The organism is Cupriavidus sp. U2 (assembly GCF_009663685.2).
GTDB classification, from domain to species: Bacteria; Pseudomonadota; Gammaproteobacteria; order Burkholderiales; family Burkholderiaceae; genus Cupriavidus; species Cupriavidus necator_C.
On record NZ_RCOG02000018.1, the window covers coordinates 43,357 to 68,565 of the forward strand.

The window sequence follows — 25,209 nt, forward strand, 5'->3', positions numbered from 1 at the left end:
GCTTGTGCGGTGGCGTCGGGTCCGTCTTAGCGACGCATGACCTTTTCAGACGGGGTCAGTGCTTCGATGTAGGCCGGGCGGCTGAAGATGCGTTCCGCGTACTTCAGCAGCGGCGCGGCGTTCTTCGACAGTTCAATGCCGTAATGATCCAGGCGCCACAGCAGCGGGGCGATGGCCACGTCGAGCATCGAGAACTCTTCGCCCAGCATGTACTTGTTCTTGACGAAGATCGGTGCAAGCTGCGTCAGGCGGTCGCGGATGGCGGCGCGGGCACGCTCGTGGTTCTTCTCGGCGGCCTTGCCTTTTTCGTTCTCCAGCACGTAGACGTGCGTAAACAATTCCTTTTCGAAGTTGAACAGGAACAGGCGAGCGCGCGCACGCTGCACCGGGTCGGCCGGCATCAGCTGCGGGTGCGGGAATCGCTCGTCGATGTACTCGTTGATGATGTTCGATTCGTACAGGATCAGGTCGCGTTCGACGAGGATCGGCACCTGGCCGTACGGGTTCATCACCGAAATGTCTTCCGGCTTGTTGAACAGGTCAACGTCGCGAATCTCGAAATCCATGCCCTTTTCGAACAGGACAAGGCGGCAACGCTGGGAAAACGGGCAAGTGGTACCCGAATACAACACCATCATGGTTGAATTCCTTGGGTGTGAAGTGCGCCAAATCTATTGAAATTTGACGAACTTGGCGGTGCTAACTCTGGACAGGGCAAACATTCTGTCAGAACGGCCCATTGAAAAGCAAATTAGTTACAAATAGCCGACGGAGCCGGCAGGTGTCTTTTGGGACGCTTTCGACCCGGATAGCGCAAAACGAAAGGGCCGGCGCGGTGCTGCACTGCTGCAACTTCCGCGCCGGCCCTTCCGGTGGCGAGTCCTGCGTTGTTACATATTCCGTTACAACCGCCGGCCCTCGCGCGCGGGCTTACTTCACGTCTTTCCAGTACGCGGCGTTCAGGCGCCAGGCGAACACGGTGAGCACGCCCAGGAACAGCAGCACCCAGACGCCCAGGCGCTTGCGGTGGCTCTGGGCCGGCTCGGCCATCCAGTTCAGGTAGTTCACCAGATCGGCCACGGCCTGGTCGTATTCCTGCGTGCTCATCTTGCCGGGGGTGATCTGCTCCCATCCTGCCAGCTTGTGCACCTTTTCGCCGTGTTCTTCCACCTCGGTGTACTTTGGCGCGCGCTGACCCTGCAGTTCCCATAGCACGTGCGGCATGCCCACGCTCGGGAAGACCAGGTTGTTCCAGCCCGTGGCGCGCGTGTCGTCGCGGTAGAAGGTGCGCAGGTAGGTGTAGAGCCAGTCGTTGCCGCGGGCACGGGCGATGACCGACAGGTCCGGCGGAATGGCGCCGAAGAAGGCCTTGGCATCCTTCGGCGGCATGGCGATCGTCATCGTTTCGCCAACCTTGTCGGCCGAGAACAGCAGGTTCTGGCGGATCTGATCGTCCGTCAGGTCCAGGTCCTTGAGCCGGTTGTAGCGCATCATCGACGCGCCGTGGCAGTTCAGGCAGTAGTTGACGAACAGCTTGGCGCCACGCTGCAGCGACGACACGTCGCTCGTGTCCAGCGGAGCCGGTTCCAGCGGATAACCGCCTTCTGAGGCCATCGCGGGCAGCGCGGCAAGGCATGCGCCGACCAGTGCGAAGATCGAAAGCAACTTTTTCATCTTGTGTCCTTGTCCTCTTGTAGGGTCGCGCAGCGTCTTAGTGCGGATGGAACGTGACGCGCTCCGGCACCGGCTTGAACGTGCCGGCACGGCTCCACAGCGGCATGGTCAGGAAGAAGGCGAAGTACAGCAGCGTACCGAGCTGCGACACCTTCTCGCCCACCGGCGACGGCGGTTGCACGCCGAGGTAGCCGAGGACCAGGAACACCACCACGAAGACGATCAGGATCGACTTGTGGAAAGCGGGACGATAGCGGATGGACTTGACCGGCGAGCAGTCGAGCCACGGCATGAAGAACAGCACGATGACCGAGCCGCCCATCACCAGCACGCCCCAGAACTTGGCGTCGATGAAATAGAAGCCGACGGCCAGCACCACCAGCACGGCGATCGAGCCGATGCGGATGCGTGCGTCCTTCGTGCGCAGGAACACCATGCCCAGCACGACCGCGAAGAACAGCCACAGGATCGGCAGGAAGTTCGACGTCGTGGCGCGCAGCATCGAGTAGAACGGCGTGAAGTACCACACCGGCGCGATGTGCGGCGGCGTCTTCAGCGGATCGGCCGGGAAGAAGTTGTTGGCTTCCAGGAAGTAGCCGCCGACTTCCGGAAAGAAGAAGATCACGGCCGAGAAAATGATCAGGAAGCCGGTCACGCCCAGCAGATCATGCACCGAGTAGTACGGGTGGAACGGGATACCGTCCAGCGGGATGCCGTTCTCGTCCTTCTTCGCCTTGATCTCCACGCCGTCCGGGTTGTTCGAACCCACTTCGTGCAGCGCGATGATGTGCGCCACCACCAGGCCCAGCAGCACCAGCGGCACGGCAATGACGTGGAACGAGAAGAAGCGGTTCAGCGTGGCATCGCTCACCACGTAGTCGCCGCGGATGAACAGCGACAGGTCCTGGCCGATCACGGGGATCGCCGAGAACAGGTTCACGATCACCTGCGCGCCCCAGTACGACATCTGGCCCCACGGTAGCAGGTAGCCCATGAACGCTTCCGCCATCAGGCACAGGAAGATCAGGCAGCCGAAGATCCAGACCAGCTCGCGCGGCTTGCGGTACGAGCCGTACAGCAGCCCGCGGAACATGTGCAGGTACACCACGACGAAGAACGCCGAGGCGCCGGTGGAATGCATGTAGCGCACCAGCCAGCCCCACGGGACCTCGCGCATGATGAATTCCACGCTGGCGAACGCCACGGGGATGCCGGCCGCGTTCAGCGTGCCGTCCGGCTTGTAGTTCATCACCAGGAAGATGCCGGTGACGATCTGGATGACCAGCACCAGCAGCGCCAGCGATCCGAAGAAGTACCAGAAGTTGAAGTTCTTCGGTGCGTAATACTTGGAGAGGTGGTCTTCCCAAAGCTGCGTCGCGGGGAAACGGGCGTCGATCCAGCCCAGCAGCCCGGTAGTCTTGACTTCTTTTTCGGCCGCCATGATCACGCTTCTCCTTTCTCGTCCTTGCCGATCACGATCTTGGTGTCGGACAGGAACTGGTACGGGGGTACGTCAAGATTCTGCGGGGCAGGCTTGTTCTTGAACACGCGGCCTGCCAGATCGAAGGTGGAACCGTGGCAGGGGCACAGGAAGCCGGGGTCCGCGCCAAGCTGCGGGTTGGCGCCCGAGGCAAACGGGCCCGAGGGCGAACAGCCAAGATGGGAGCAGATGCCGACCACGACCAGCAGGTCCTTGTGTTCGGCGCGCGAACGGGTCTCGTTCTTGCAATAGTCCGGCGTCTTCATGGTGAAGGGAACGTCCGAACCGGGGTCCGCTACCTCTGCGTCGGTCTTCTTGAGCGAGGCAAGCATTTCGGGGGTACGGCGCAGGATCCAGACCGGTTTGCCGCGCCATTCAACCGTCATCATTTCGCCGGGTTTCAGGCCGCCCACGTCGGCTTCGACGGGCGCCCCGGCGGCCTTGGCCTTTTCCGACGGTGCAAAGGTGCTGACGAACGGTACTGCTACTGCAACGCCTCCTACGCCGCCCGCGACTGATGTCGCGATCAACCAATTGCGGCGACCTTTGTCCACGTTCTTCACGTCTTGCTGGTCACTCATTCCAAACCCCAGGGGATGTCATCAATTGAATCCTGCGTCAACAAAAAATTATACCTGAGGCACATCTGGCGACGATAGGCGAACTACTGATAGCCGTGGCGCCGATAATCGTTCATGGGATCGGATGGGGAATCGCAGCGGAAAGCGTTCTATTGCGGCATCCAGACTTGCACTCGAGGTTGCGATGATGCAGGCTTTGTCAAATACAAACGTTAATCTGGAACAACAAATTGGAGAAAAACCGATGGGAATGATGAGCGAGTTCCGAACTTTCGCGATGCGCGGCAACGTGATCGACCTGGCTGTGGGTGTGATCATCGGCGCTGCGTTCGGGAAGATCGTCGATTCTGTCGTCAACGACCTGATCATGCCGCTGGTGGGCCGCATCGTGGGCAAGCTCGATTTTTCGAACATGTTCATCATGCTGGCCGAGCCGCCGCCGGGTGTGCCGCACACCCTCGATGCCTTGAAGAAGGCCGGCGTGCCGGTGTTCGCCTACGGCAATTTCCTGACCATTGTGGTCAACTTTGTCATCCTCGCGTTCATCATCTTCCTGATGGTCCGGGCGTTCAACAAGATGCGCGAGAAGGAGCAGGAAGCGCCGAAGCCGGCCGAAACGCCCGAGGACATCCAGCTGCTGCGCGAAATTCGCGACAGCCTGAAGGCCCCGCGCGCCTGATCTCGCCCGGGCGCGCCTGATCTGGTCGGCTGAAAAGTCCGGGCCCGGCTGCTCAGACCGGGTTCGGAATATCGATAAAGGTGTGGCGCAGGTCGAAACGTTGCGCCAGATGTTCGCCCACGGCCCGGATGCCATACCGCTCCGTGGCGTGGTGGCCGGCTGCGATATAGGCTACCCCGCTCTCTCGCGCCAGATGCGTGGTGGGCTCCGACACTTCCCCGCTCAGGTAAACATCCACGCCCGCCGCGACCGCCGCTGCGAAATACCCCTGCGCGCCGCCGGTGCACCAACCCACGCTGCGAACCATCTGATCCGGATCGCCAAGGGTGAGCGGTTCGCGGTCGAGCACGCCGCCCACGTGGGCGGCGAAGGCGTGCAGCGGCATCGGCTGTGGCAACGTGCCCGTCCAGCCCAGTTGGTCGTCGCTGAAACGACCGTTCGGTGCGATGCCCAGCTGCAGGCCCAGTTGCGCGTTGTTGCCCAGTTCCGCGTGATTATCCAGCGGCAGGTGGAAGGCCATCAGGTTGATGTCGGCCGCAAGGAGTTTCTTCAATCTCGCGTGTTTTTGACCGATGACACGTGCATCTTCGTTCTTCCAGAAGTAACCGTGATGCACCAGGATGGCGTCGGCGCCGGCCTCGATGGCAGCGTCGATCAGCGCCAGGCTGGCGGTGACGCCCGTCACGATGTGGGTGACTTCGGGGCGACCTTGCACTTGGAGCCCGTTCGGGCAATAGTCCTTGAAGCGGGAAACTTCCAGCAGGTCGTTCAAGTACAATTCCAGCTCTTTGGTTTTCATTTTCTGGTCAAAACTCCGATATGTTGCGCCGATTCTGGCTGTTCTTTGCTCAGGCCGTCACGGTCGTGCTGGCCGTGTGGTTTGTGATAGCCACGCTCAAACCCGAGTGGCTGCAACGCGGGCGGGTGGCCGTGCAGTCGGGGTCGCCTATCGTGGCACTGAAGGAAGTCGTGCCAAGCGTGGCCGGCTCTGCAGCCCAGGGTTCCTATAGCGATGCCGCCAAGGAAGCCATGCCTGCGGTGGTCAACATCTTCACCAGCAAGAACGGCACGAAACGGTCGCCCAATCCGCAGGCGGAGGATCCGTGGTTCCGGTTCTTCTTTGGCGATCGGCTGCCAGAACGCCAGGAGCCGGTGTCCAGCCTGGGTTCGGGCGTGATCGTCAGCGCCGAGGGTTACATTCTAACCAACCACCATGTGGTGGATGGCGCCGATGAAATCGAGGTGGCGCTGACCGACGGCCGCAAGGCCAACGCCAAGGTCGTGGGTTCCGATCCCGAGACCGATCTGGCCGTCCTGAAGATCACGCTCAAGGATCTGCCTGCGATCACGCTGGGTCGCATCGAAAACGTGAAGGTTGGCGATGTGGTACTGGCCATCGGCAATCCGTTCGGCGTCGGCCAGACAGTGACGATGGGTATCGTGTCGGCGCTGGGTCGCAGTCACCTGGGCATCAATACCTTCGAAAACTTCATCCAGACCGACGCGGCCATCAACCCGGGCAACTCGGGCGGCGCGCTGGTGGATGCGCAGGGCAACCTGCTGGGTATCAACACCGCGATCTATTCGCGCTCCGGCGGCTCGCTGGGTATCGGATTCGCTATTCCCGTATCGACGGCCAAGCAGGTGATGGAATCGATCATCTCGACCGGCAGCGTGACGCGCGGCTGGATTGGCGTGGAGCCCCAGGACCTGACCCCGGAGATCGCCGAATCGTTTGGCCTGGATGCGAAGGAAGGCGCGCTGATCGCCGCAGTGGTCCAGGGCGGGCCAGCCGACAAGGCCGGCGTGAAGCCTGGCGACGTACTGGTATCGGTCGACAACCAGGTGATTTCGGATACGACTGCCCTGCTCAATGCCATCGCGCAGCTCAAGCCGGGTGCCGAAGTCAAGATGAAGGTCATTCGCCGTGGCAAGCCGGCGGACATCGCGGTGATGATCGGCAAGCGCCCGCCGCCGCCGCGCCGCGCCATGCCGCTGGACGAGGAAGAGTGATGGGTAGCAGGCGGTTTCGTAGGCGCCCTACGCCTAGCTGACGATCTGCCGGACCCTTAGCGTTACGGCTTCAAAGCAAAAGCCCCTGCCAGTGATGGCCGGGGCTTTTTGTATTCTGGCAGGTGTCCACCGCCGATGAACCGGCCTACGATCGATGTGAGCCGCGAGCCTACGAGGCGTGCCGACTGTCGCGGCGAGTGTGATCTCCTCTCGTGCCAGGTGTGCTGCGACAAGGGCGCAGGACAGGAACGCTACACGAGATCGAATTGCGCCGGGACCTTTCGTCCCGCCTTGATGCTGTACAGAGGCCCTCGGGAACGAACAGCCGAGGCAACCGCCAGAACGCAGTTTGTCGATGGGGGGCGCCCCCGCGTCACGATATGGGCCCACCGCGCATCTCGCCTCGCCTGCCAGCGCACCGATACAGGGAGCCGTGAACCGTGACGCGCAGAGCTACTCGCTCCGCCAAAAACAAAACGCCGGCATCCTTTCGGATACCGGCGTTTTGATCAAGCCGAATCTGAAGCGGGCTTACACCCGCATCAAATTAGAACTTGTGGCGAACACCAACCACAGCGCCGAACTGGTTGTACGAACCTTGGGTCGTACCGAAGCCCGAGCCACCTTGGTTGCCGGTTTGACCCGACGACACGCCCAGGTTCGAACCGTCCTTGTTCTTCGTGTACGACACGTTGAAGTAGGCGTCCGTACGCTTCGAGAAAGCGTAGTCCGTCGACACCACGAAGCTCCACGGATCAGCACCCGAATTGCGGAAGTCTTGGTAGTAAGCGGCGCCCGTCAGCGACAGAGCCGGGGTCAGCTGGTAACCAGCGCCCAGCCAGTACAGGTTCGACACGGTAGCGTTCGTGATCGTACCGTTGTTGGTGGTCACGCCACCCGGCAGGATCGCGCCCGACAGAGCGTGAGCGTAACGGTAACCAGCGAACACCTTGGCCGGGCCAAAGGCGTACGTACCAGCCACCGAAGCGCGCTGGACCTTGGCGTTCGGGTTCGTACCAGTGCCGGCCACCGGAGCGCCCAGGTTGGTTTCGTCGAAGATCGCGCCGATCGAGAACGGGCCGCCGTTGTAAATCAGGCTGGCGCTGTACTCACGACCGGTGTGGTAGTTACCCGGGATTTCTCCCGAAACGCCTTGGAAGGCATTGGCCGTGCCAACGGTATTGGCGCCGGTGCTGTACAGCAGCGAGCCGGTCAGGCCACCGAACGTGCCGGTGTACTTGATCGAGTTGTCAGCGCGGCTCGAGAAGCCAGCGTCTTGAGCGGTGATCGAGTAGTTCGTCGAGATGGCCATCGGATCGAAGGCCAGACCGAAGTCATAGAACGGCGTCTGATGACGGCCCAGGCTCAGCGTACCGTACTGGCTTTGCAGACCCACGAAAGCTTGACGACCGAACAGACGGCCACCTTGACCCGACGTGCCGGTGTCCAGGTTGAAACCGCTTTCCAGCACGAAGACGCCCTTCAGGCCACCGCCCAGGTCTTCCACGCCGCGCAGGCCCCAACGGCTGCCGGACATGTTGCCCGAGGTCAGGCGAACTACGTCGTGGCTACCGGTCACGCCCGGCTGGTGGTTAGCGTACTCAACGCCAGCGTCAACCACACCGTACAGGGTCACGCTCGACTGGGCATAGGCACCGCCGGCGGCCAGAGCGGCAACGGCAGCTGCAAACAGTTTCATCTTCATATCGACACTTTCCTTGTCAACTGATTGGGAAATCTTGGTTGCCCAAGTGCTTGGGCGACGCATTAACCTTCACGTCTGCGTCGTATTATGTGTCACCCCCCCAGCGCGTCAGAAGTCTTTTTCGCCGTAAACACGGTTTACCGACGCTTCTTGTTGTGACGAAGCAACAGCAAACACGGGGGATTTCACCAATTTGGTGCAAAACGCAGCATTCAGACTACCCGGATACAGCCCGTTAACAACTGTCGGGGAACTCAGTCTGCCTGCGTTTCGCCTTCGGCAGCGGTACCAAGCGGCTGCCTTGTCACAAAACGGGCCATCAACAGGCCCAGCTCGTACAGGGCTACCAGCGGAACGGCCAGCAACAGTTGTGACATCACATCAGGCGGCGTGACCACGGCGGCGATGATGAATGCGCCAACAATCACGTACGGACGGATCTGCTTGAGTTTTTCCAGTTCCACCACGCCGAACTTCACCAGCACGATCACCACCACCGGCACCTCGAAGGTGATGCCGAATGCCAGGAAGGTCGTCATGGCAAAGCTCAGGTACTTGTCGATGTCGGTCGACATCTCGGCCCCGAGCGGCGCGTTGTAGTGCGCCATGAAGTGGAACACCGTCGGGAACACCAGAAAGTACGCGAAGGCCACACCGCACAGGAACAGCACGTAGCTGCTGCTCACCAGCGGCAGGATCAGCTTCTTCTCATGCTGGTACAGTCCCGGCGCGACAAAGCGCCAGATCTGGTAGAGCACCCACGGCAGCGCGATCAGGAACGACACCAGCATCGTGACCTTCATCGGCACGAAAAATGAACCGGTGACATCGGTCACGATCATGCGGCCGTTCTTGGGGAGCGACCGCGTCAGCGGCGCCGAAAACAGGTTGAAGATTTCCGCCGCCCAGTAGACCAGGCCAAGAAAGACGATGATGACCCCGGCCACCGCCTTCACCAGCCGCTCGCGCAGCTCGATCAGATGGGAAATGAAAGTCTCTTGCTGGGACTCGTCGCTGGGATCGTGGGAGTCGTTGGGGTCTTGGGTGCCCGCCATGCTTACTCGAAGAAGGAACGGTTACGGCCGCTGGCCGGGCGATGACGCTTGACGCGGGCAGCGCCGGACTGCACCCACACGCGCACGTTCTGCTGGCGCTTGAACCAGACCGGCCGCGCGCCCTGCTTGACGCGCCAGCTCTTGCGGCCGTTATGGGATTTGTGCGCGCTGTCCCAGCTGGGCACATAGCCGGCACTGACGCCGCTGGCGTCGGACCCGCCCGTGCCGGAAGCCTCGACACCGCCCAGTGCCTCGTTCAGCGCCTGGGTGTGTTCGTTGACTTCCTTGTGGATGGTCTGCTCGACGTCGCGCGCGGCGTTCTCGAATTCCGTGCGCATCTTGCGCAGTTCCTCGAGTTCGACCTCGCGGCTGACCTCGGCCTTTACGTCATTGATATAGCGTTGTGCGCGACCGACCAGGGCGCCGACCGTGCGCGCCACCTTTGGCAGACGCTCGGGGCCGATCACGATCAGCGCCACGGCGCCGATCAGTGCCAGCTTGGAAATGCCGAGATCGATCATGCGAAAACCGGAACTGAGACACAGGACAGGCGGGCCGCGCCGTGCGCGGCCGCCGGGAGGATGGCTGACAAGAAAAAACCGGCCGGCGGATTATTCCTGGCGCTGCTTTTCCTTGGCTTCCACGTCGATCGTGGTGGCGTCGCGCAGTTCCTTGGCAGCAGCGGGCTTGGCGCCAGGTTCCTCGGCGTTGCCGTCCTTCATGCCATCCTTGAAGCCCTTCACCGCGCCACCCAGGTCCTGGCCGATATTGCGCAGCTTCTTGGTACCGAAGACGAGCATGACGATCACCAGCACGATCAGCCAGTGCCAAATGCTAAACGAACCCATTTCTTGCTCCTGATAAAGCCGCGGGCGTCGGAATATGATCGCCCGGCCCCGTAGTTCCGTCCTTCAAAGGCCGCGTCGGGGCGACGGTACCCGACGCAACATCTGGCCGGGACATCGCTGTCCCAGCCCCTTTTTCATGCCAGGCTTCCCGAACCTGCGTTCAGAACGCCGGTGACTTCCACTGGTCGCGCGGGCCGCCGAGTACGTGCAGATGGAGATGGAACACCTCCTGTCCGCCGTCCGTGCCGGTGTTGATCACCGTACGGAAGCCGTTGTTGCAGCCGGCAAGGCGTGCCAGTTCGGGCACCTTGAGCATTATTCTAGCAAGCACATCCGCATCGCCGGACCCGCAGTCAGCCAGCGAATCGACATGCGATTTCGGAATGACCAGAAAGTGTACCGGCGCCTTGGGATGGATATCGTGAAACGCCAGCAGATCGTCGTCCTCGTACAGCTTGCTGGACGGGATCTGACCGGCCACGATCTTGCAGAAAATGCAATTGTCCTGGGATTTCATGAAGTTCTTGTTGCAGCCTGTCAGCACATTGCACGAAATCGTGCCGTCCTGCTGCCACTTTTCTCGCGCTCTTGCCAGTCTGGCCTCAGAACGACTCGCCCGGATACATCGGCCTGCGGTCGTTCAGGTACAGCCAGCCCTTGACGATACGATACAGTATCCACAGTGACAAAATGCAGAAAACGGCGATTGCCACCGGGAACAGCAACACCGTCACGAACATGATGCCGCCGGCCACGTACCAGACGATCGACCACCAGAACGTGCGGATCTGCCACGCAAAGTGCGAGGCATACACGGTTCCCCGGGTGTCGTCGCGCTTTACGTAGTTGACGATGATCGCGATCAGCGCCGTAATGCCGCCCGTAAACCAGTGGATCGCATACAGCGCGTAAAGGATGTGCGTCAGCTTGCGCAATCCGTCGAGCTTGTCCGCATCAGCGGTTGTCGTCACCTGCGTGGTGTAGTCCGTCGCCATCGTGCCCTCCAGCGTTGCACCGCGTTATGCCGTGTCCGGAACATCCCGGGCGGCCATAGGCTCAATGCTACTCCTTGCGACTGGCTTTCTCGACCAGCCCCGACAGCCCCTCGCGGCGCGCCAGTTCGTTGACCACGTCGGCCGGCGTGGCGCCGATATGCGAGAGCAGCACCATCGTGTGGAACCAGAGATCGGCCACTTCGTAGACCACCTTGCCCACGGCTTCGTCGGCCAGGCCGGCCGCGCGGGCGTCCTTGGCCGCCATCACGGTCTCGGTGGCTTCCTCGCCGATCTTCTTCAGGATGGCGTCGTCGCCCTTCCTGAACAGCTTGGCCACATAGGATTTGTCGGGGTCGCCGCCGTTTTCGGGCTTGCGCGATTCCAGCGTGGCGGCCACACGGGCCAGCACATCTGTCGAGTCGACCGAGCCAGTCGTTTGCGTGTCCTGGCTCATGGCTTGGCCGCGTAGATCGCCGACGGGTCCTTGAGCACTGGCTCGACGGTATGCCAGTCGCCCGACTCGACGTCGCCTTCGAACTTCTGGAAGAAACACGAATGCCGGCCGGTATGGCAGGCAATGCTGTCGATCTGGGTGACCTTCAGCAGGACCACGTCCTCGTCGCAATCCAGCCGGATTTCGTGCACCTTCTGCACGTGGCCCGACTCCTCGCCCTTGTGCCACAGGCGCTTGCGCGAGCGCGACCAGAACACGGCCTCGCCCAGCTCAACCGTGCGCTGCAGCGCCTCGCGGTTCATGAACGCGAACATCAGCACGTCATTGGACCCCGTCTCCTGGACGATCACCGGCACCAGGCCGTTGTCGTCCCACTTCACCTTGTTCAACCACTTCTTTGCCATGATCAGATCCGGACGGGGATGCCCTCGCGGGCCATGAATGCCTTTGCTTCGCCAACGGTGTGCTGGCCGTAGTGGAAGATGCTGGCGGCCAGCACCGCATCGGCGTGACCGAGCTTGATGCCGTCGGCCAGATCCTGCAGGCCGCCCACGCCACCTGATGCAATAACGGGTACCGGCACGGCGTCGCTGACCGCGCGCGTCAGTTCCAGGTCGAATCCGCTCCTGGTGCCGTCGCGGTCCATGCTGGTCAGCAGGATTTCGCCGGCGCCGCGGCGCGCCATCTCGCGGGCCCACTCCACGGCGTCCAGGCCGGTGGCCTTGCGTCCGCCATGGGTAAAGACCTCCCAGCGGGCCGGCTCGCCCGGCGCCGAACTGCGCTTGGCATCGATTGCCACCACGATGCACTGCGAGCCGTACTTGCCGGTCGCATCTGAAACCAGTTGCGGATTGGCGATGGCCGACGAATTCACGCTGATCTTGTCCGCCCCGGCATTGAGCAGCCGGCGCACGTCTTCCACGGCGCGCACGCCGCCGCCCACGGTCAGCGGGATGAACACCTGCGAAGCCACGGCCTCGATGATATGAAGGATCAGGTCGCGACCGTCGCTGGTCGCGGTGATGTCGAGAAAAGTGATTTCGTCGGCACCTTGCTCGTCATAGCGGCGAGCGACTTCAACGGGGTCGCCAGCATCGCGCAGTTCGACGAAGTTGACACCCTTGACCACCCGCCCGTTGGTGACGTCGAGGCAGGGGATGATACGTTTGGCTAGCATGTGGTTCCTTGCCTGCCGCGCCCCGCGCGGGGCACGGCTGGTTGTGGCGTCCTGCCTGGCGGCGTGATCCGGCCGCCGGTTATTCGGCCGTCAGCTTGTCCGCGTGCGCCTGGGCGTCGGCAAAGACCAGGTCGCCCGAATAGATCGCGCGGCCGCAGATCACACCTTCCACGCCCTCGCCTTCCACGGCGCAGAGCTGGTCGATGTCGGCCATGTTCGACAGCCCGCCGCTGGCGATCACAGGGATCGACATCGACTGGGCCAGCTTGACCGTGGCGTCGATGTTGATGCCCTGCAGCATGCCGTCGCGGCCGATGTCGGTGTAGATGATGGCTTCCACGCCGTAGTCTTCGTACTTGCGTGCCAGATCCGCCACTTCATGGCCAGTCAGCTTGCTCCAGCCATCGGTGGCCACCTTGCCGTCCTTGGCATCGAGCCCGACGATGATGTGGCCGCCGAACGCCGAGCAGGCGTCCTTCAGGAATCCGGGGTTCTTCACGGCCGCGGTACCGATGATCACGTACGACAGGCCGTCGTCGAGCCAGCGTTCGATCGTGTTCAGATCGCGGATACCCCCGCCGAGCTGGACCGGAATCTCGTCGCCGACTTCCGCGATGATGGCCTTGATGGCGGCCTCGTTGCGGGGCTTGCCAACAAAGGCGCCGTTCAGGTCGACCAGATGCAGGCGACGCGCACCCTGGTTCACCCAGTGACGTGCCATGGCGGCGGGATCTTCGGAAAAGACGGTAGCCTGGTCCATATCGCCTTGTTTGAGGCGTACACACTGACCGTCCTTCAGGTCGATGGCCGGAATGAGCAACATAGCGTAACGAGCGTGGTGGTTGTGTAAAGGAAAAGGGCAGCGATGCCAGCGCGGGCTGCGCGGGCGCTCAGGTCATGTCAGTTTTGCAGTGGATGCAGTCTGGGTCGGTGGCTCTGAACGGCAGGTATCGCTGTTGATCTTGTGGCGCTTCTGGTAACAGGTGCTTCTGACGCTTTACGGATTCCAGTGCACGAAATTCCGGTATAGCTGCAAACCCATCGCGGCGCTCTTCTCCGGGTGGAACTGCGTGGCGAAAATATTATCGCGTGCCACCGCGCTGGTAAACACGACGCCATAGTCCGTCTCGCCGGCAATATGCGCGGGCTCCTGCGCCTGCACATAATAGCTGTGCACGAAGTAAAACCAGCTGTTGTCCGGGATGCCCTGCCACATCGGGTGCGCCATTGCCTGCCGCACGCGGTTCCAGCCCATCTGCGGCACCTTGAAGCGCGAGCCATCCGGCTGCATCATCCCTTCCAGTTCAAAGCGGATCACCTCGCCCGGCATCAGGCCCAGGGCTGGCGTGCTGGCCGCACCCGACCTGGCTTCACTGCTGCGTTCGAACAGCATCTGTTCGCCAACGCACACACCCAGCATCGGCTTCGACGCCGCGGCCTCCAGCACGGCCTGCTGCAGCCCCGAATCTCCCAGGGCGCCCATGCAGTCGGGCATCGCACCCTGCCCCGGCAGCACCACGCGGTCGGCCGCGCGGATCGCCTCGGGGCGGTCCACAACCTGCACGTCCGCTTCCGGTGCCGCGGCACGCAGAGCCTGCGCCACCGAGCGCAGGTTGCCCATGCCGTAATCCACAATTGCTATGGTAGTCATGATTTCAAAACAGGCAACAATGTCTTCAGCCCGTCCACAATGAATTCAACGGCCAGCGCCGACAGGATCAACCCCATCAGGCGCGTGCCGATATTGATCCCGGTCCTGCCAACCACCCGTGCGATGGGGTCCGCCGCACGGAACGTGCCATACACCACCAGCCCCAGCAGCACGCCGATCCCGACCAGGATCAGCAGCTCGTACCAGTGATGCGTCTTGCCCGCATACACGATCACGGTGCTGATCGACCCCGGGCCGGTCAGCAACGGCAGCGCCAGCGGCACCACCGCGATACTGGTCTTGGCCTCCGCCTCGTCCTCTTCCTCTGGCGTGGCCTTGGTCCGGCCCGTCTGGGCGTTGAGCATGTTCATGGCCATCATGATCATGATCAGCCCGCCGCCCACCTGCAGCGACGCCACCGAGATATTGAAGAACTCGATGATCTGCTGGCCCAGCAACGCCGACAAGCCCACCACGATCGCCACGGCAATCGACGCCGTCTTGATCGTCTTCAGCTTCTCCGCCTCGGTCTGCTGGCTGGTCAGGCTGATGAAGAACGGGATCGCCCCGATCGGATTGATCAGCGCCAGCAGCGAGATGAAAGACTTGAGCGTATCCATCGGATGCGGGTGTGTCGGGGTTGTCAGCGTCGCCGCAACCAGCCGGCACGCCTGCTATATGGGGGCGCAGGTCAGTGTTTCAGGTCAGACACCAGTATGGGTCAGAGCGTACCCTTGGTCGATGGAATCTGGTTGGCCGCACGCGGATCCAGCTCCACCGCCATGCGCAACGCACGGCCAAAGGCCTTGAACACCGTTTCGCACTGGTGGTGGGCGTTGATGCCGCGCAGGTTGTCGATATGGAGCGTTACCCCGGCGTGGTTGACGAAGCCGCGGAAGAACTCGATCGTCAGGTCGACGTCGAAGCTGCCCACCCGGGCGCGCGTGAACGGCACGTGGAATTCCAGCCCCGGGCGGCCCGAGAAGTCGATCACCACGCGCGACAGGCACTCGTCCAGCGGCACGTAGCTGTGGCCGTAGCGCGTGATGCCCTTCTTGTCGCCGATGGCGCGCGCCACGGCCTGGCCCAGCGTAATGCCGACGTCTTCCACCGTGTGGTGGTCGTCGATATGGGTGTCGCCCGTGGCCTCCACCTCCAGGTCGAACATGCCATGCCGGGCAATCTGGTCCAGCATGTGGTCGAGGAACGGCACGCCGGAAGCCAGCTTCTGGCGGCCGGTGCCATCAAGGTTCAGCGAAACGCGGATCTGCGTTTCCGAGGTATTGCGGGTGACCTCTGCAACACGCATGGTGGGGTTAATCCTGCAATGAGGCACGGAATGCCTCAAGAAACTGCGCGTTTTCTTCGGGGGTGCTGACCGTCACGCGCAGACAGTTGGCCAGCAATGCGTGCATTTTACTCACGTTCTTGATCAATACCTTCCGCGCCAGCACGCGCTCGAACGTCTGTGCCGCATCCGGCACGCGCACCAGCAGGAAGTTGGCGGCGCTCGGGTAGACCGTCACGCCCGGCATGGCCGCCATGGCGTCGGCCAGCTTCGCGCGCTCGGCACGCAGCTGGGCGGCCTGGTCGTCCAGCACATCCACATGTTCCAGCGCGAACAGCGCGGTGGCTTCGGTCAGGACGTTGACGTTGTACGGCGGGCGCACCTTGTCCAGCTGCGACAGCCATTCCGGCGACCCCGCCATGTAGCCCAGGCGGATACCGGCGAGCCCCAGTTTCGACACCGTGCGCATCACCAGCAGGTTGCCGAACTCGGTCAGGCGCGGCATCCAGCTTTCCTGGGCGAACGGCTGATAGGCCTCGTCCACCACCACCAGGCTCTGGCATACCTCGCCCTGCGCGGCGCGCACGATCGCTTCCATGTCGGCGGCGTCGAACAGGTTACCGGTGGGGTTGTTCGGGTAGGCCAGATAGATGATGGCGGGCTTGTGCTCGGCCATCGCGGCCAGCATGGCGGCGCGGTCCAGCGTGAAATCCGCGCGCAACGGCACGCCGACAAACCCGAGGCCCGCAAACTGGGCCGACATCGCATACATGACGAAGCCAGGCACCGGCGCCAGCACCTTGGCACCCGGCTTCGATGCGGCCAGCGAAATGATGCTGATCAGTTCGTCCGAACCGTTGCCCAGCATCACGTCCATGCCGGCTGGCACCTTCATGACCGACTTGAGCTGCGCGCGCAGCGCCTCGCTGCTGGGCACCGGGTAGCGGTTCAGGGCCACCTCGCCCAGTCGCGCGGCCAGTTGGGCGCGCAGGTCGGGCGGCAGCCGGTACGGGTTCTCCATCGCGTCGAGCTTCACCAGTCCGTGCGAGTCGGCGACATGATAGGCGCCCATGGCGCGCACGTCGTCACGGATGATGCGTTCGATCAGGGATGGGTCTACGGCTGGCATGGTGGTCCTATGGTTTCGTGCCTTGCGGCATGTCTTAACGCTTGAATCGGTACTCGGCGCTGCGCGCGTGGGCCTGCAGCCCCTCGCCATAGGCCAGTTCGGCGGCGATCTGGCCCAGCATCTGCGCCCCGCCCTCGCTGACCTCGATCAGGCTCGAACGCTTCTGGAAGTCGTACACGCCCAGCGGCGACGAGAAGCGCGCGGTGCGCGAGGTGGGCAGCACGTGGTTCGGGCCAGCGCAGTAGTCCCCCAGCGACTCGCTGGTATAGCGGCCCAGGAAGATGGCGCCCGCATGGCGGATCTTCTCGCTCCACTGGCGCGGGTGTTCGGCGGAAATCTCCAGGTGCTCGGGCGCGATGGCGTTGGCGATCTCGCAGGCTTCTTCCATGTCGCGCACCTTGACCAGGGCACCGCGTCCGGCCAGCGAGGCGGCGATCACCTCGCGGCGCGGCATCGTCGGCAGCTGGCGCTGGATGCTCGCTTCCACGCGGTTCAGGTAGGCCTCGTCCGGGCACAGCAGGATCGACTGCGCCAGTTCGTCGTGCTCGGCCTGCGAGAACAGGTCCATGGCCACCCAGTCCGGATCGGTCGTGCCGTCGCAGATCACCAGGATTTCCGACGGGCCGGCGATCATGTCGATGCCGACCGTGCCGAACACGCGGCGCTTGGCGGCGGCCACATAGGCATTGCCCGGGCCGACGATCTTGTCCACCTGCGGCAGCGTTGCGGTACCGAACGCCAACGCGCCCACGGCCTGCGCGCCGCCGATCGTGAACACGCGGTCCACGCCGGCGATCTGCGCGGCGGCCAGCACCAGTTCGTTGCGCACGCCACCGGGCGTGGGCACCACCATGATCACTTCCTTGACGCCAGCCACGCGCGCGGGGATCGCATTCATCAGCACCGACGACGGGTATGCGGCCTTGCCGCCGGGCACGTACAGGCCCACGCGGTCCAGCGGGGTCACCTTCTGGCCCAGCATCGTGCCGTCGGCCTCGGTGTATTCCCAGCTATGGCTGCCGCATTCGATCTTCTGCTTCTCGTGGTAGGCGCGCACGCGGGCGGCGGCGGCCTCCAGCGCGGCGCGGCGCTTCGGCTCCAGGTCTTCCAGCGCCGCTTCCAGTTGGGATTGCGACAGCTCCAGCGCGCCCATCGAGGGGGCTTCCAGTCGGTCGAAACGGCGCGTGTATTCGAGCACGGCCTCGTCGCCACGGCGGCGCACGTCAGCCAGGATATCGGCAGCGGCGCGATCGATGGCCTCGTCTTCCGACGCCTCGAACGCCAGCACCTGGCGCAGGGCATCGGCAAAGCCGGGCTCGGTCGAGTCGAGCCGGCGGATCGACAGGTTTTCCATATCGGTGTCGTTCATGACTGCTTGTCCTCGGGGAATCCCTGACGGACTCCCGGTCGGGTTCAACTTGTGCGTACCTCAGGCGAGCGCCGCCGAGGCCCGTTCGAATGCTTCCAGGATCGGCGCCAGCCGTTCCCGTTTGAGCTTCAGCGCCGCCTGGTTGACCACCAGGCGCGACGAGATCTGCACGATCTCCTCCACTTCGACCAGGTTGTTCGCGCGCAGCGTGCCGCCGGTGCTGACCAGGTCGACGATGGCATCGGACAGCCCCACCAGCGGGCCCAGCTCCATCGAGCCGTACAGCTTGATCAGGTCCACGTGCACGCCCTTCTTGGCGAAGTGCTCGCGCGCGGTCTGCACGTACTTGGTGGCCACGGCCAGGCGCGCACCCTGCCGCACCGCGTTGGCGTAGTCGAACCCGGCAGGCACCGCCACCGACATGCGGCAGCGCGCGATGTTCAGGTCGATCGGCGCGTACAGGCCGGTCATGCCGTGCTCCATCAGCACGTCCTTGCCGGCCACGCCGAAGTCGGCCGCGCCATACTGCACGTAGGTCGGCACGTCCGACGCGCGCACGATGATCACGCGCACGGCCGGGTCGGACGTGGGCAGGATCAGCTTGCGCGAGGTCTCGGGGTCCTCGGTCACCTGAATGCCGGCCGCGGCCAGCAGCGGCAGCGTTTCGGTAAAGATGCGGCCCTTGGACAGTGCCAGCGTCAGCTGGTTGGGCGAGGCGTTGAAAGCGGGGCTCATCGTCAGTTCTTCAAGGTTCGGGGCGGCCTGGGGCGGCGGCTTCTGGTTCAGGCGATCCGGCGGATCTTCGCGCCGACTGCCGACAGCTTGTCTTCCATGCGGTCGTAGCCGCGATCCAGGTGGTAGATGCGGTCGATCGTCGTTTCGCCATCGGCCACCAGGCCGGCAATGACGAGACTGGCCGATGCACGCAGGTCGGTGGCCATCACGTTGGCGCCCGACAGGCGCGGCACGCCGGTCACCACCGCGGTGTTGCCCTCGGCCGTGATGTTCGCGCCCAGACGGTTCAGCTCCTGCACGTGCATGAAGCGGTTTTCGAAGATCGTTTCGGTGATGCGCGCCGTGCCTTCGGCCACCGCGTTCAGGGCCATGAACTGGGCCTGCATGTCGGTCGGGAAGGCCGGGTATTCCGACGTCCGGAAGCTCACGGCCTGCGGACGTTGCGGCATGGCCAGGCGGATCCAGTCGTCGCCGGTCTCGACCGTGGCACCGGTCTCGCGCAGCTTGATCAGCACGGCGTCCAGGATCAGCGGCGGGACGTCGCGCACGACGATGTCGCCCAGCGACGCGGCGGCCGCGCACAGGAACGTGCCGGCCTCGATACGGTCGGCCACCACGCTGTGCTGCGCGCCGTGGAGCTTGTCCACGCCCTGCACGATCAGGCGGTCGGTGCCGATGCCCTCGATCTTCGCGCCCATCTTGACCAGCAGTTCGGCCAGATCGGTCACCTCGGGCTCGCGGGCGGCGTTTTCCAGCACGGTCTCGCCTTCGGCCAGCGTGGCGGCCATCAGCAGGTTCTCGGTGCCGGTCACGGTAATCATGTCCGTCACCACGCGGGCGCCCTTCAGGCGGCTGGCACGGGCGTGGATGAAGCCGTGCTCGATGTTGATTTCCGCACCCATGGCCTGCAGGCCCTTGATGTGCTGGTCCACGGGGCGTGCGCCAATGCCGCAGCCGCCCGGCAACGACACGCGGGCCTCGCCGAAGCGGGCCACCAGCGGGCCGAGCACCAGGATCGACGCGCGCATGGTCTTCACGAGGTCGTAGGAAGCTTCCGGCGAATTGATGTCGGCGCCGTTCAGCGTGGCCACGCCATTGGCCATGTCGGCCTGCATGCCCATCTGGCGCAGCAGCTTGAGCATGGTGCGCGTGTCCTGCAGGTCGGGCACGTTGGAAAGCGATACGGTATCGGCGGTCAGCAGGCCGGCGCACAGGATGGGCAGGGCGGCGTTCTTGGCGCCCGAGACGCGGACTTCGCCCTTGAGCGGCCCGTTGCCCTGGATCTGGAATTTGTCCATGTTTCTGTCTTGTCAGCCGGCGGTGTCGGACCCGCCGGTATGTTGTCTTGTGAGGTATCGACGCCTTACTTGGCGCCGTCGGCCTGCCATTCGGCCGGCGTCAGCGTCTTCATCGACAGCGCATGGATCTCGGCGCGCATGCGGTCGCCCAGCGCCGCGTAGACGCGCTGGTGCCGCTGGATCAGGCGCTTGCCCTCGAACTCCCCGCTCACGATCGTGGCGAAGAAGTGCTGGCCGTCGCCCTCCACGTGCAGATGTTCGCAGGGCAATCCTTGGGCAATGTAATCCCTGACTTGTTCCGGAGTAGGCAGCATGTCTGTCTCTGTGAATTCGGTGATTTGCGGCAAATCAGTGCCGCAGCTTGTAACCCTTGCGCAGCAGGCGCAGCGCCAGCGCGGCCAGCACCACGAACGCCACGACCACCACGGCCAGGCTGTGCAGCGGCGGCACGTCGGACACGCCGAAGAAGCCGAAGCGGAAGCCGTCGATCATGTAGAAGAACGGGTTGGCGTGCGACACAGCCTGCCAGAACGGCGGCAAGGAGTGAATCGAATAGAACACGCCGGACAGGAACGTGGCCGGCATGATCAGAAAGTTCTGAAACGCGGCCAGCTGGTCGAATTTCTCGGCCCAGATGCCGGCGATCAGGCCCAGCGTGCCCAGGATGCCCGCGCCGGCCAGCCCGAACACCAGGATCCAGAGCGGATGCGCAAAATGCAGGTGTGCAAACCAGGCGGTCACCAGCAGCACGCCCAGGCCCACGCAGAGCCCGCGGATGATCGACGCCGCCACGTAGGCGCCGAACATTTCCCAGTGCGACAGCGGCGGCAGCAGGATGAACACCAGGTTGCCGGTAATCTTGGACTGGATCAGCGACGACGAACTGTTGGCGAACGCATTCTGCAGCACGCTCATCATCACCAGGCCCGGCACCAGGAAGGCGGTATAGCTGATCTGGTCATAGACGCGCACGCGGTCTTCAAGCACATGGCCGAAGATCAGCAGGTACAGCACGGCTGTCAGCACCGGCGCGGCCACGGTCTGGAACGATACCTTCCAGAAGCGCAGCACTTCCTTGTAGAGCAGCGTGCGGAAGCCGACCAGGCCGCCGACTTTCATCGATGCCAGACGCTGTTCCTCGCGCTGGGCCACATTGATCTCGGCGGGATTCTTCATGCCGCGGCCTCCATGGCGGTGTTCGGCGTGCTGCCGGGCATCTCGCCCTCGCGGCGCATGATCTGCACGAACACGTCCTCCAGGTCGGCCTTGCTGATTTCCATGTCTTCGATTTCACAGCCGGCGGCGCGCAGCGCGGCCAGGATGGGTTCCACGGCCTCGTAGCCCGACAGCCGCAGGCGATGCGCGCGCTCGCCCGGGTTGCCCGGCGTGCGCAGTGCGTCCAGTTCGGCCGGCAGCGTCCCCTTCGACAGCGTCAGAACCAGTTGCAGGCCCGCGAACTGGTTCAGCAGGCTGCTGGTGCGGTCCAGCGCCACCACCTCGCCGAACTTGAGCATGGCGATGCGGTCGCACAGTGCCTCGGCTTCTTCCAGGTAGTGGGTGGTCAGGATGATCGTGTGGCCTTCGCGGTTCAGGCGCGAGATGAATTTCCACAGGGTCTGGCGCAGTTCCACGTCCACGCCGGCGGTGGGTTCGTCCAGCACGATCACGGGCGGACGGTGCACCAGCGCCTGGGCCACCAGTACACGGCGCTTCATGCCGCCCGACAGCTGGCGCATGTTGCTGTCGGCCTTGTTGGTGAGATCGAGGTTGGCCATGATCTCGTCGATCCAGTCGTCGTTGCGCGACAGGCCGAAATAGCCCGACTGCAGCCGCAGCGTCTCGCGCACCGTGAAGAACGGATCGAAAACCAGCTCCTGGGGCACCACGCCCAGCATGCGGCGCGCCATGCGGTAGTCGTCCACCACATCGTGGCCCAGCACGCTGACCGTCCCCGAATCGGAGCGGTTCAGGCCGGCCAGAATGGAAATCAGCGTGGTCTTGCCCGCGCCGTTGGGGCCGAGCAGGCCGAAGAATTCCCCGCGCTCGACGCTGAAACTGACACCCTTGAGCGCCTGCAGGTTGCGATAGCGCTTGCGGACATCGGTAATTTCGATGGCTTTCATGGCCGAATGTCTTGGGATGGGGCCGCTTGGCGGTCAGCCTTACCTGGATTTGGGGGGCGCCCCTGAGGTTAGCCGCGCAGCACCTGTGGATCGTGTCAGGACACTTGGGGGCGACATGGGGACGAACAACCCGGAATTATAGGGGATGAGGGGGTTCCCCCGCTCTGCCCGGCGCGGCGCCAGGCCATCGGCCCGACGCCGTGGCATCGCATGGCCGCACGCAATGGCACGCGCGGCGACGGATGCCGGTTCAATGTCGGTGGTGGTGGTGTTCCGGGTGGGTAGCGGTGGCGGTAGCCAGGCCCAGCAGGCCTTCGACCCCATAGAGGGTGGCCAGCGACCGAAGCTGCGGCGACGCACCGGCGACAGTCAACGACTGGCCGCGCTCGGCGGCAGCCCGTTGCCAGGCCAGCAGCACGGCGACGGCGGAGGAATCCACCTGCGTCAGCGCGCTGCAATCCACGGTCACGTCGCCCTGCTGCACGCGCGACAGGCCGTCACGCAGCACGACGGCAGCGTTGCGGTTGGTCAGCGAGGCGCCAAGGGCAGGCATCGATGGATGGGAGCTGGAAACGTGAAACGGGCTTGTCGAATGAAAACTCCCGCCCGGAGGCGGGAGCGTCTGGCCATTGTAGACCAGTTTGGCCGCGCCGTGCTGCGGCGCAACCGGAATCGGGCGGATCGGCCGTTCAGCCCTTGGCGTTGGCCAGTTGGCGGTTGCGGTCCTGCAGCGTCTTGATGACGCCGTCCACGCCCTGCTGGTTGGCGATGGTGTTGAAACTGCCCTTGTACGCCTCGGTCAGCCAGGCGCCCAGCACGTTGATGTCATAGACCTTCCAGCCCTCGGCCGTCTTTTCCAGGCGGTAATCCATCTGGATCGGCTCGCCCTTGTTGATGACCTGGGTGCGGATCGTGGCGTCGGTGTCGTCGGCCGTGCCACGATAGGGACGGAACTGCACCTTCTGGTCGCGGATCTGGGCGATGGCGCCAGCGTAGGTACGGATCAGCAGCGTCTTGAACTCGTCGGTAATCACCTTCTGCTGTTCCGGCGTGGCCTTCGACCAGTTGCGGCCCATGGCGATCTGCGTGGTGCGCGTGAAGTTGGCGTGCGGCAGGATCTTCTGCTCGACGAGCTGGGTAATCTTGCCGATATTGCCGGCCTGCATGTCCTTGTCGGCCTGCACGGTGGACATCACGTCGTTCACCACGGCCTTGACCAGGCCGTCCGGCGTCGAGGCGTCGGCCTGCTGCGCCTGCGCGGCGCCAGCGCCGGCAAAGGCAACAACAGTGAGGAAGGGAAGCAGCAGTCGCTTGATCATGTGAATTTTTTCCTTTCTTTCCGGGAACGTCACCTGCAGGGTATCGGCAGGTTCGCGCCCATCCGACAGGGCAACAACGCACCGCCATCGGAAATCATTGAAACACAGGCGTCAGCCGGGCATGGTATCTGCACATGCATGAAACGCCACTTTCATACACTTTGTTTCAGGCCTCACAGCGCGCTCACAGGCCCGCCCGGGCATTGTCGGGACAAGGCTGGCAGGCAGACCTTCGGGCTGCCCACGGCGCCTCAGCCCTCTTTGGTATCGGCTCCGGCCGGCGCGGACTTGCTGCCGCCGTCCTGATCCGGATGGGGTTGCTGCGGCGCGCCCTCGTCATCCTGCGACGGCGGATTGCCGTCGTGGATCAGGTATTCGCGGCGCTGCAGGTACGAATCGCGCAGGAACGCGTACTTGTCCAGCGCGGCCGCCTCGATCAGGCTCGTGGCACCCAGCAGCTGGGCCCGGCCGTCGACCACGCGCACGGTGGACACCGACAGGCTCGCGTACCACGGTGAAATATAGGTGGTCGGGTCCATGAAGCGGTCCACCACCATGCCGGTGCCGTCGCGCACGCTGCTCGGTCCGAACAGCGGCAGCACCAGGTACGGGCCCGGCGGCACGCCCCACACGCCCATGGTCTGGCCGAAGTCTTCCTTGTACTTCGGCAGGCCGGCCGGCGTGGCGATATCGATCAGGCCGCCCAGGCCGAGCACGCTGTTGATGGCCACGCGCATCGTGTCTTCCGCTGCCCGCGACGGCTTGCCTTGCAGCAGGTTGTTGGCCGCCGAGTAGACATCGCTGACATTCGAGAAGAAGTTGCCCACCGCCGTGCGCACCGGCGACGGGATGTAGTCCTGGTAGCCCTCGGCCACCGGCTTCAGCGCGTACTTGTCGAGGTTGTCGTTGAACGTGGAAACGCCACGGTTGAACGGCTCCAGCGGATCTGCCGGGTTGGCGCCGGGCCCGGTGGCGCAGCCGGCCAGGGCCAGCGCGACCAGCGAAGCCGCGCTCAGGCGATGAAAAGTGCTCATTTGCCGCCGCCCATTCCCGGCGCGGCCGGCAAGGCCGCCGCACCCGCGCCGGACGCATTCGCCGACGGAGACGAGGCCGGCGCCGGGGCCGACGCGTTGCCGTTGCCGCTGTTGCCGCCGGCGCCGGCATCGGCCGCCTTGTTGTACAGGAACTGGCCGATCAGGTTTTCCAGCACCACGGCCGACTGCGTCATCGTGATCTTGCTGCCCTGGGCCAGCATCTTGTCGTCACCGCCGGCTTCCAGCCCGATGTACTGCTCGCCAAGCAGCCCCGACGTCAGGATCTTGGCCGACGTGTCGCGCGGGAACGCGTAGCGTTTATCCAGATTCATCGTCACCGTGGCCTGGTATTGCTTGTCGTCGAAGTTGATCGACGCCACGCGGCCCACCACCACGCCGGCGCTCTTCACCGGCGCACGCGGCTTCAGTCCGCCGATATTGTCGAACTGCGCGGTCACCGCGTAGGTGTCCTGGAACGACAGGCTGCTCATGTTGCCGGCCTTCAGCGCCAGGAACAACAGGGCGGCGAAGCCCACCACCACGAACAACCCCACCCAGTAGTCGAGCGAATTTTTCTTCATGCGAGTCTCTTGTCGAATGCT

31 protein-coding genes are annotated in these 25,209 nt (G+C 63.7%); 2 read left to right on the plus strand and 29 right to left on the minus strand.

Annotated elements, in window-relative coordinates:
- Positions 1-26: 26 nt before the first annotated feature.
- The 4 genes from D9X30_RS14910 to petA form a co-directional block, all read right to left on the minus strand.
- Complete coding sequence (locus D9X30_RS14910) at positions 27-638, minus strand: glutathione S-transferase N-terminal domain-containing protein (RefSeq protein ID WP_008643086.1); 612 nt, start codon at positions 636-638, stop codon at positions 27-29.
- 292 nt (positions 639-930) lie between these two features.
- On the minus strand, positions 931-1,674 hold the full coding sequence (locus tag D9X30_RS14915; protein ID WP_153949133.1) for a cytochrome c1: 744 nt from the start codon (positions 1,672-1,674) through the stop codon (positions 931-933).
- 37 nt (positions 1,675-1,711) lie between these two features.
- Positions 1,712-3,115 (minus strand): cytochrome b, encoded by a 1,404-nt coding sequence (locus D9X30_RS14920; RefSeq protein ID WP_092602083.1) that lies wholly within the window; start codon positions 3,113-3,115, stop codon positions 1,712-1,714.
- 2 nt (positions 3,116-3,117) lie between these two features.
- Complete coding sequence (petA, locus tag D9X30_RS14925) at positions 3,118-3,735, minus strand: ubiquinol-cytochrome c reductase iron-sulfur subunit (protein ID WP_092602085.1); 618 nt, start codon at positions 3,733-3,735, stop codon at positions 3,118-3,120.
- 244 nt (positions 3,736-3,979) lie between these two features.
- On the opposite strand from petA, the gene mscL reads away from it, so the two are divergent.
- Positions 3,980-4,414 carry a large conductance mechanosensitive channel protein MscL gene (gene mscL / locus D9X30_RS14930; RefSeq protein ID WP_153949132.1) on the plus strand — a complete coding sequence of 145 codons (435 nt, stop codon included), beginning with the start codon at positions 3,980-3,982 and terminating at the stop codon, positions 4,412-4,414.
- Between the two features lie 52 nt (positions 4,415-4,466).
- Here the strand turns inward: mscL and D9X30_RS14935 are convergent, their stop codons facing one another.
- A complete protein-coding gene (locus D9X30_RS14935) occupies positions 4,467-5,213 on the minus strand; it encodes a Nif3-like dinuclear metal center hexameric protein (RefSeq protein ID WP_153949131.1) in 747 nt (248 codons plus the stop codon).
- A 20-nt stretch (positions 5,214-5,233) separates the two neighbouring features.
- On the opposite strand from D9X30_RS14935, the gene D9X30_RS14940 reads away from it, so the two are divergent.
- Complete coding sequence (locus tag D9X30_RS14940; protein WP_153949130.1) at positions 5,234-6,427, plus strand: Do family serine endopeptidase; 1,194 nt, start codon at positions 5,234-5,236, stop codon at positions 6,425-6,427.
- Between the two features lie 547 nt (positions 6,428-6,974).
- On the opposite strand, the gene D9X30_RS14945 is transcribed toward D9X30_RS14940, so the two are convergent.
- The 24 genes from D9X30_RS14945 to mlaD form a co-directional block, all read right to left on the minus strand.
- Positions 6,975-8,132, minus strand: a complete 1,158-nt coding sequence (locus D9X30_RS14945) for a porin (RefSeq protein WP_153949129.1) — start codon at positions 8,130-8,132, stop codon at positions 6,975-6,977.
- A gap of 254 nt (positions 8,133-8,386) precedes the next feature.
- A complete protein-coding gene (gene tatC, locus D9X30_RS14950) occupies positions 8,387-9,187 on the minus strand; it encodes a twin-arginine translocase subunit TatC (protein ID WP_153949128.1) in 801 nt (266 codons plus the stop codon).
- Between the two features lie 2 nt (positions 9,188-9,189).
- On the minus strand, positions 9,190-9,708 hold the full coding sequence (tatB, locus tag D9X30_RS14955; RefSeq protein WP_153949127.1) for a Sec-independent protein translocase protein TatB: 519 nt from the start codon (positions 9,706-9,708) through the stop codon (positions 9,190-9,192).
- 90 nt (positions 9,709-9,798) lie between these two features.
- Positions 9,799-10,035, minus strand: coding sequence for a Sec-independent protein translocase subunit TatA (tatA, locus tag D9X30_RS14960; RefSeq protein ID WP_153949126.1), 237 nt, complete (start codon positions 10,033-10,035; stop codon positions 9,799-9,801).
- 160 nt (positions 10,036-10,195) lie between these two features.
- Complete coding sequence (locus tag D9X30_RS14965; protein WP_153949125.1) at positions 10,196-10,552, minus strand: histidine triad nucleotide-binding protein; 357 nt, start codon at positions 10,550-10,552, stop codon at positions 10,196-10,198.
- A gap of 85 nt (positions 10,553-10,637) precedes the next feature.
- A complete protein-coding gene (locus D9X30_RS14970) occupies positions 10,638-11,030 on the minus strand; it encodes a DUF4870 family protein (protein ID WP_153949124.1) in 393 nt (130 codons plus the stop codon).
- 67 nt (positions 11,031-11,097) lie between these two features.
- Positions 11,098-11,484: a phosphoribosyl-ATP diphosphatase gene (locus tag D9X30_RS14975; RefSeq protein ID WP_228771010.1), complete on the minus strand. Its 387-nt coding sequence runs from the start codon at positions 11,482-11,484 to the stop codon at positions 11,098-11,100.
- A complete protein-coding gene (gene hisI, locus D9X30_RS14980; protein ID WP_153949123.1) occupies positions 11,481-11,888 on the minus strand; it encodes a phosphoribosyl-AMP cyclohydrolase in 408 nt (135 codons plus the stop codon). The genes D9X30_RS14975 and hisI overlap by 4 nt, the downstream gene beginning before the upstream one ends.
- 2 nt (positions 11,889-11,890) lie before the next feature.
- A complete protein-coding gene (gene hisF, locus D9X30_RS14985) occupies positions 11,891-12,661 on the minus strand; it encodes an imidazole glycerol phosphate synthase subunit HisF (protein ID WP_153949122.1) in 771 nt (256 codons plus the stop codon).
- Positions 12,662-12,740: 79 nt separating this feature from the next.
- Entirely contained in the window at positions 12,741-13,484 is a 744-nt protein-coding gene (gene hisA / locus D9X30_RS14990) for a 1-(5-phosphoribosyl)-5-[(5-phosphoribosylamino)methylideneamino]imidazole-4-carboxamide isomerase (protein ID WP_153949121.1), read from the minus strand.
- Positions 13,485-13,658: 174 nt separating this feature from the next.
- On the minus strand, positions 13,659-14,312 hold the full coding sequence (gene hisH, locus D9X30_RS14995; RefSeq protein ID WP_153949120.1) for an imidazole glycerol phosphate synthase subunit HisH: 654 nt from the start codon (positions 14,310-14,312) through the stop codon (positions 13,659-13,661).
- Positions 14,309-14,932, minus strand: coding sequence for a YchE family NAAT transporter (locus D9X30_RS15000; RefSeq protein WP_153949119.1), 624 nt, complete (start codon positions 14,930-14,932; stop codon positions 14,309-14,311). The genes hisH and D9X30_RS15000 overlap by 4 nt, the downstream gene beginning before the upstream one ends.
- A 101-nt stretch (positions 14,933-15,033) precedes the next feature.
- Positions 15,034-15,621 (minus strand): imidazoleglycerol-phosphate dehydratase HisB, encoded by a 588-nt coding sequence (gene hisB, locus D9X30_RS15005; protein ID WP_066731163.1) that lies wholly within the window; start codon positions 15,619-15,621, stop codon positions 15,034-15,036.
- A 7-nt stretch (positions 15,622-15,628) separates the two neighbouring features.
- On the minus strand, positions 15,629-16,729 hold the full coding sequence (gene hisC / locus D9X30_RS15010) for a histidinol-phosphate transaminase (RefSeq protein WP_153949118.1): 1,101 nt from the start codon (positions 16,727-16,729) through the stop codon (positions 15,629-15,631).
- A 34-nt stretch (positions 16,730-16,763) separates the two neighbouring features.
- Entirely contained in the window at positions 16,764-18,098 is a 1,335-nt protein-coding gene (gene hisD, locus D9X30_RS15015; RefSeq protein WP_153949117.1) for a histidinol dehydrogenase, read from the minus strand.
- 60 nt (positions 18,099-18,158) lie between these two features.
- A complete protein-coding gene (gene hisG, locus D9X30_RS15020; RefSeq protein ID WP_153949116.1) occupies positions 18,159-18,833 on the minus strand; it encodes an ATP phosphoribosyltransferase in 675 nt (224 codons plus the stop codon).
- 47 nt (positions 18,834-18,880) lie between these two features.
- Positions 18,881-20,131, minus strand: a complete 1,251-nt coding sequence (gene murA, locus D9X30_RS15025) for a UDP-N-acetylglucosamine 1-carboxyvinyltransferase (RefSeq protein ID WP_153949115.1) — start codon at positions 20,129-20,131, stop codon at positions 18,881-18,883.
- Between the two features lie 65 nt (positions 20,132-20,196).
- Positions 20,197-20,445 carry a BolA family protein gene (locus D9X30_RS15030; RefSeq protein WP_092602220.1) on the minus strand — a complete coding sequence of 83 codons (249 nt, stop codon included), beginning with the start codon at positions 20,443-20,445 and terminating at the stop codon, positions 20,197-20,199.
- 34 nt (positions 20,446-20,479) lie between these two features.
- Positions 20,480-21,307: an ABC transporter permease gene (locus tag D9X30_RS15035; RefSeq protein ID WP_400391786.1), complete on the minus strand. Its 828-nt coding sequence runs from the start codon at positions 21,305-21,307 to the stop codon at positions 20,480-20,482.
- The gene (locus D9X30_RS15040) at positions 21,304-22,254 is read right to left on the minus strand and encodes an ABC transporter ATP-binding protein (protein WP_153949114.1); all 951 of its coding nucleotides are present in this window, start codon (positions 22,252-22,254) and stop codon (positions 21,304-21,306) included. Before D9X30_RS15040 ends, D9X30_RS15035 begins: the two co-directional genes overlap by 4 nt.
- A gap of 250 nt (positions 22,255-22,504) precedes the next feature.
- Entirely contained in the window at positions 22,505-22,807 is a 303-nt protein-coding gene (locus D9X30_RS15045; RefSeq protein WP_153949113.1) for an STAS domain-containing protein, read from the minus strand.
- A 136-nt stretch (positions 22,808-22,943) separates the two neighbouring features.
- A complete protein-coding gene (locus D9X30_RS15050) occupies positions 22,944-23,573 on the minus strand; it encodes an MlaC/ttg2D family ABC transporter substrate-binding protein (protein WP_153949112.1) in 630 nt (209 codons plus the stop codon).
- Positions 23,574-23,824: 251 nt separating this feature from the next.
- On the minus strand, positions 23,825-24,607 hold the full coding sequence (locus D9X30_RS15055; protein ID WP_153949111.1) for an MlaA family lipoprotein: 783 nt from the start codon (positions 24,605-24,607) through the stop codon (positions 23,825-23,827).
- Entirely contained in the window at positions 24,604-25,188 is a 585-nt protein-coding gene (gene mlaD, locus D9X30_RS15060; protein ID WP_153949110.1) for an outer membrane lipid asymmetry maintenance protein MlaD, read from the minus strand. Before mlaD ends, D9X30_RS15055 begins: the two co-directional genes overlap by 4 nt.
- Positions 25,189-25,209: the final 21 nt, after the last annotated feature.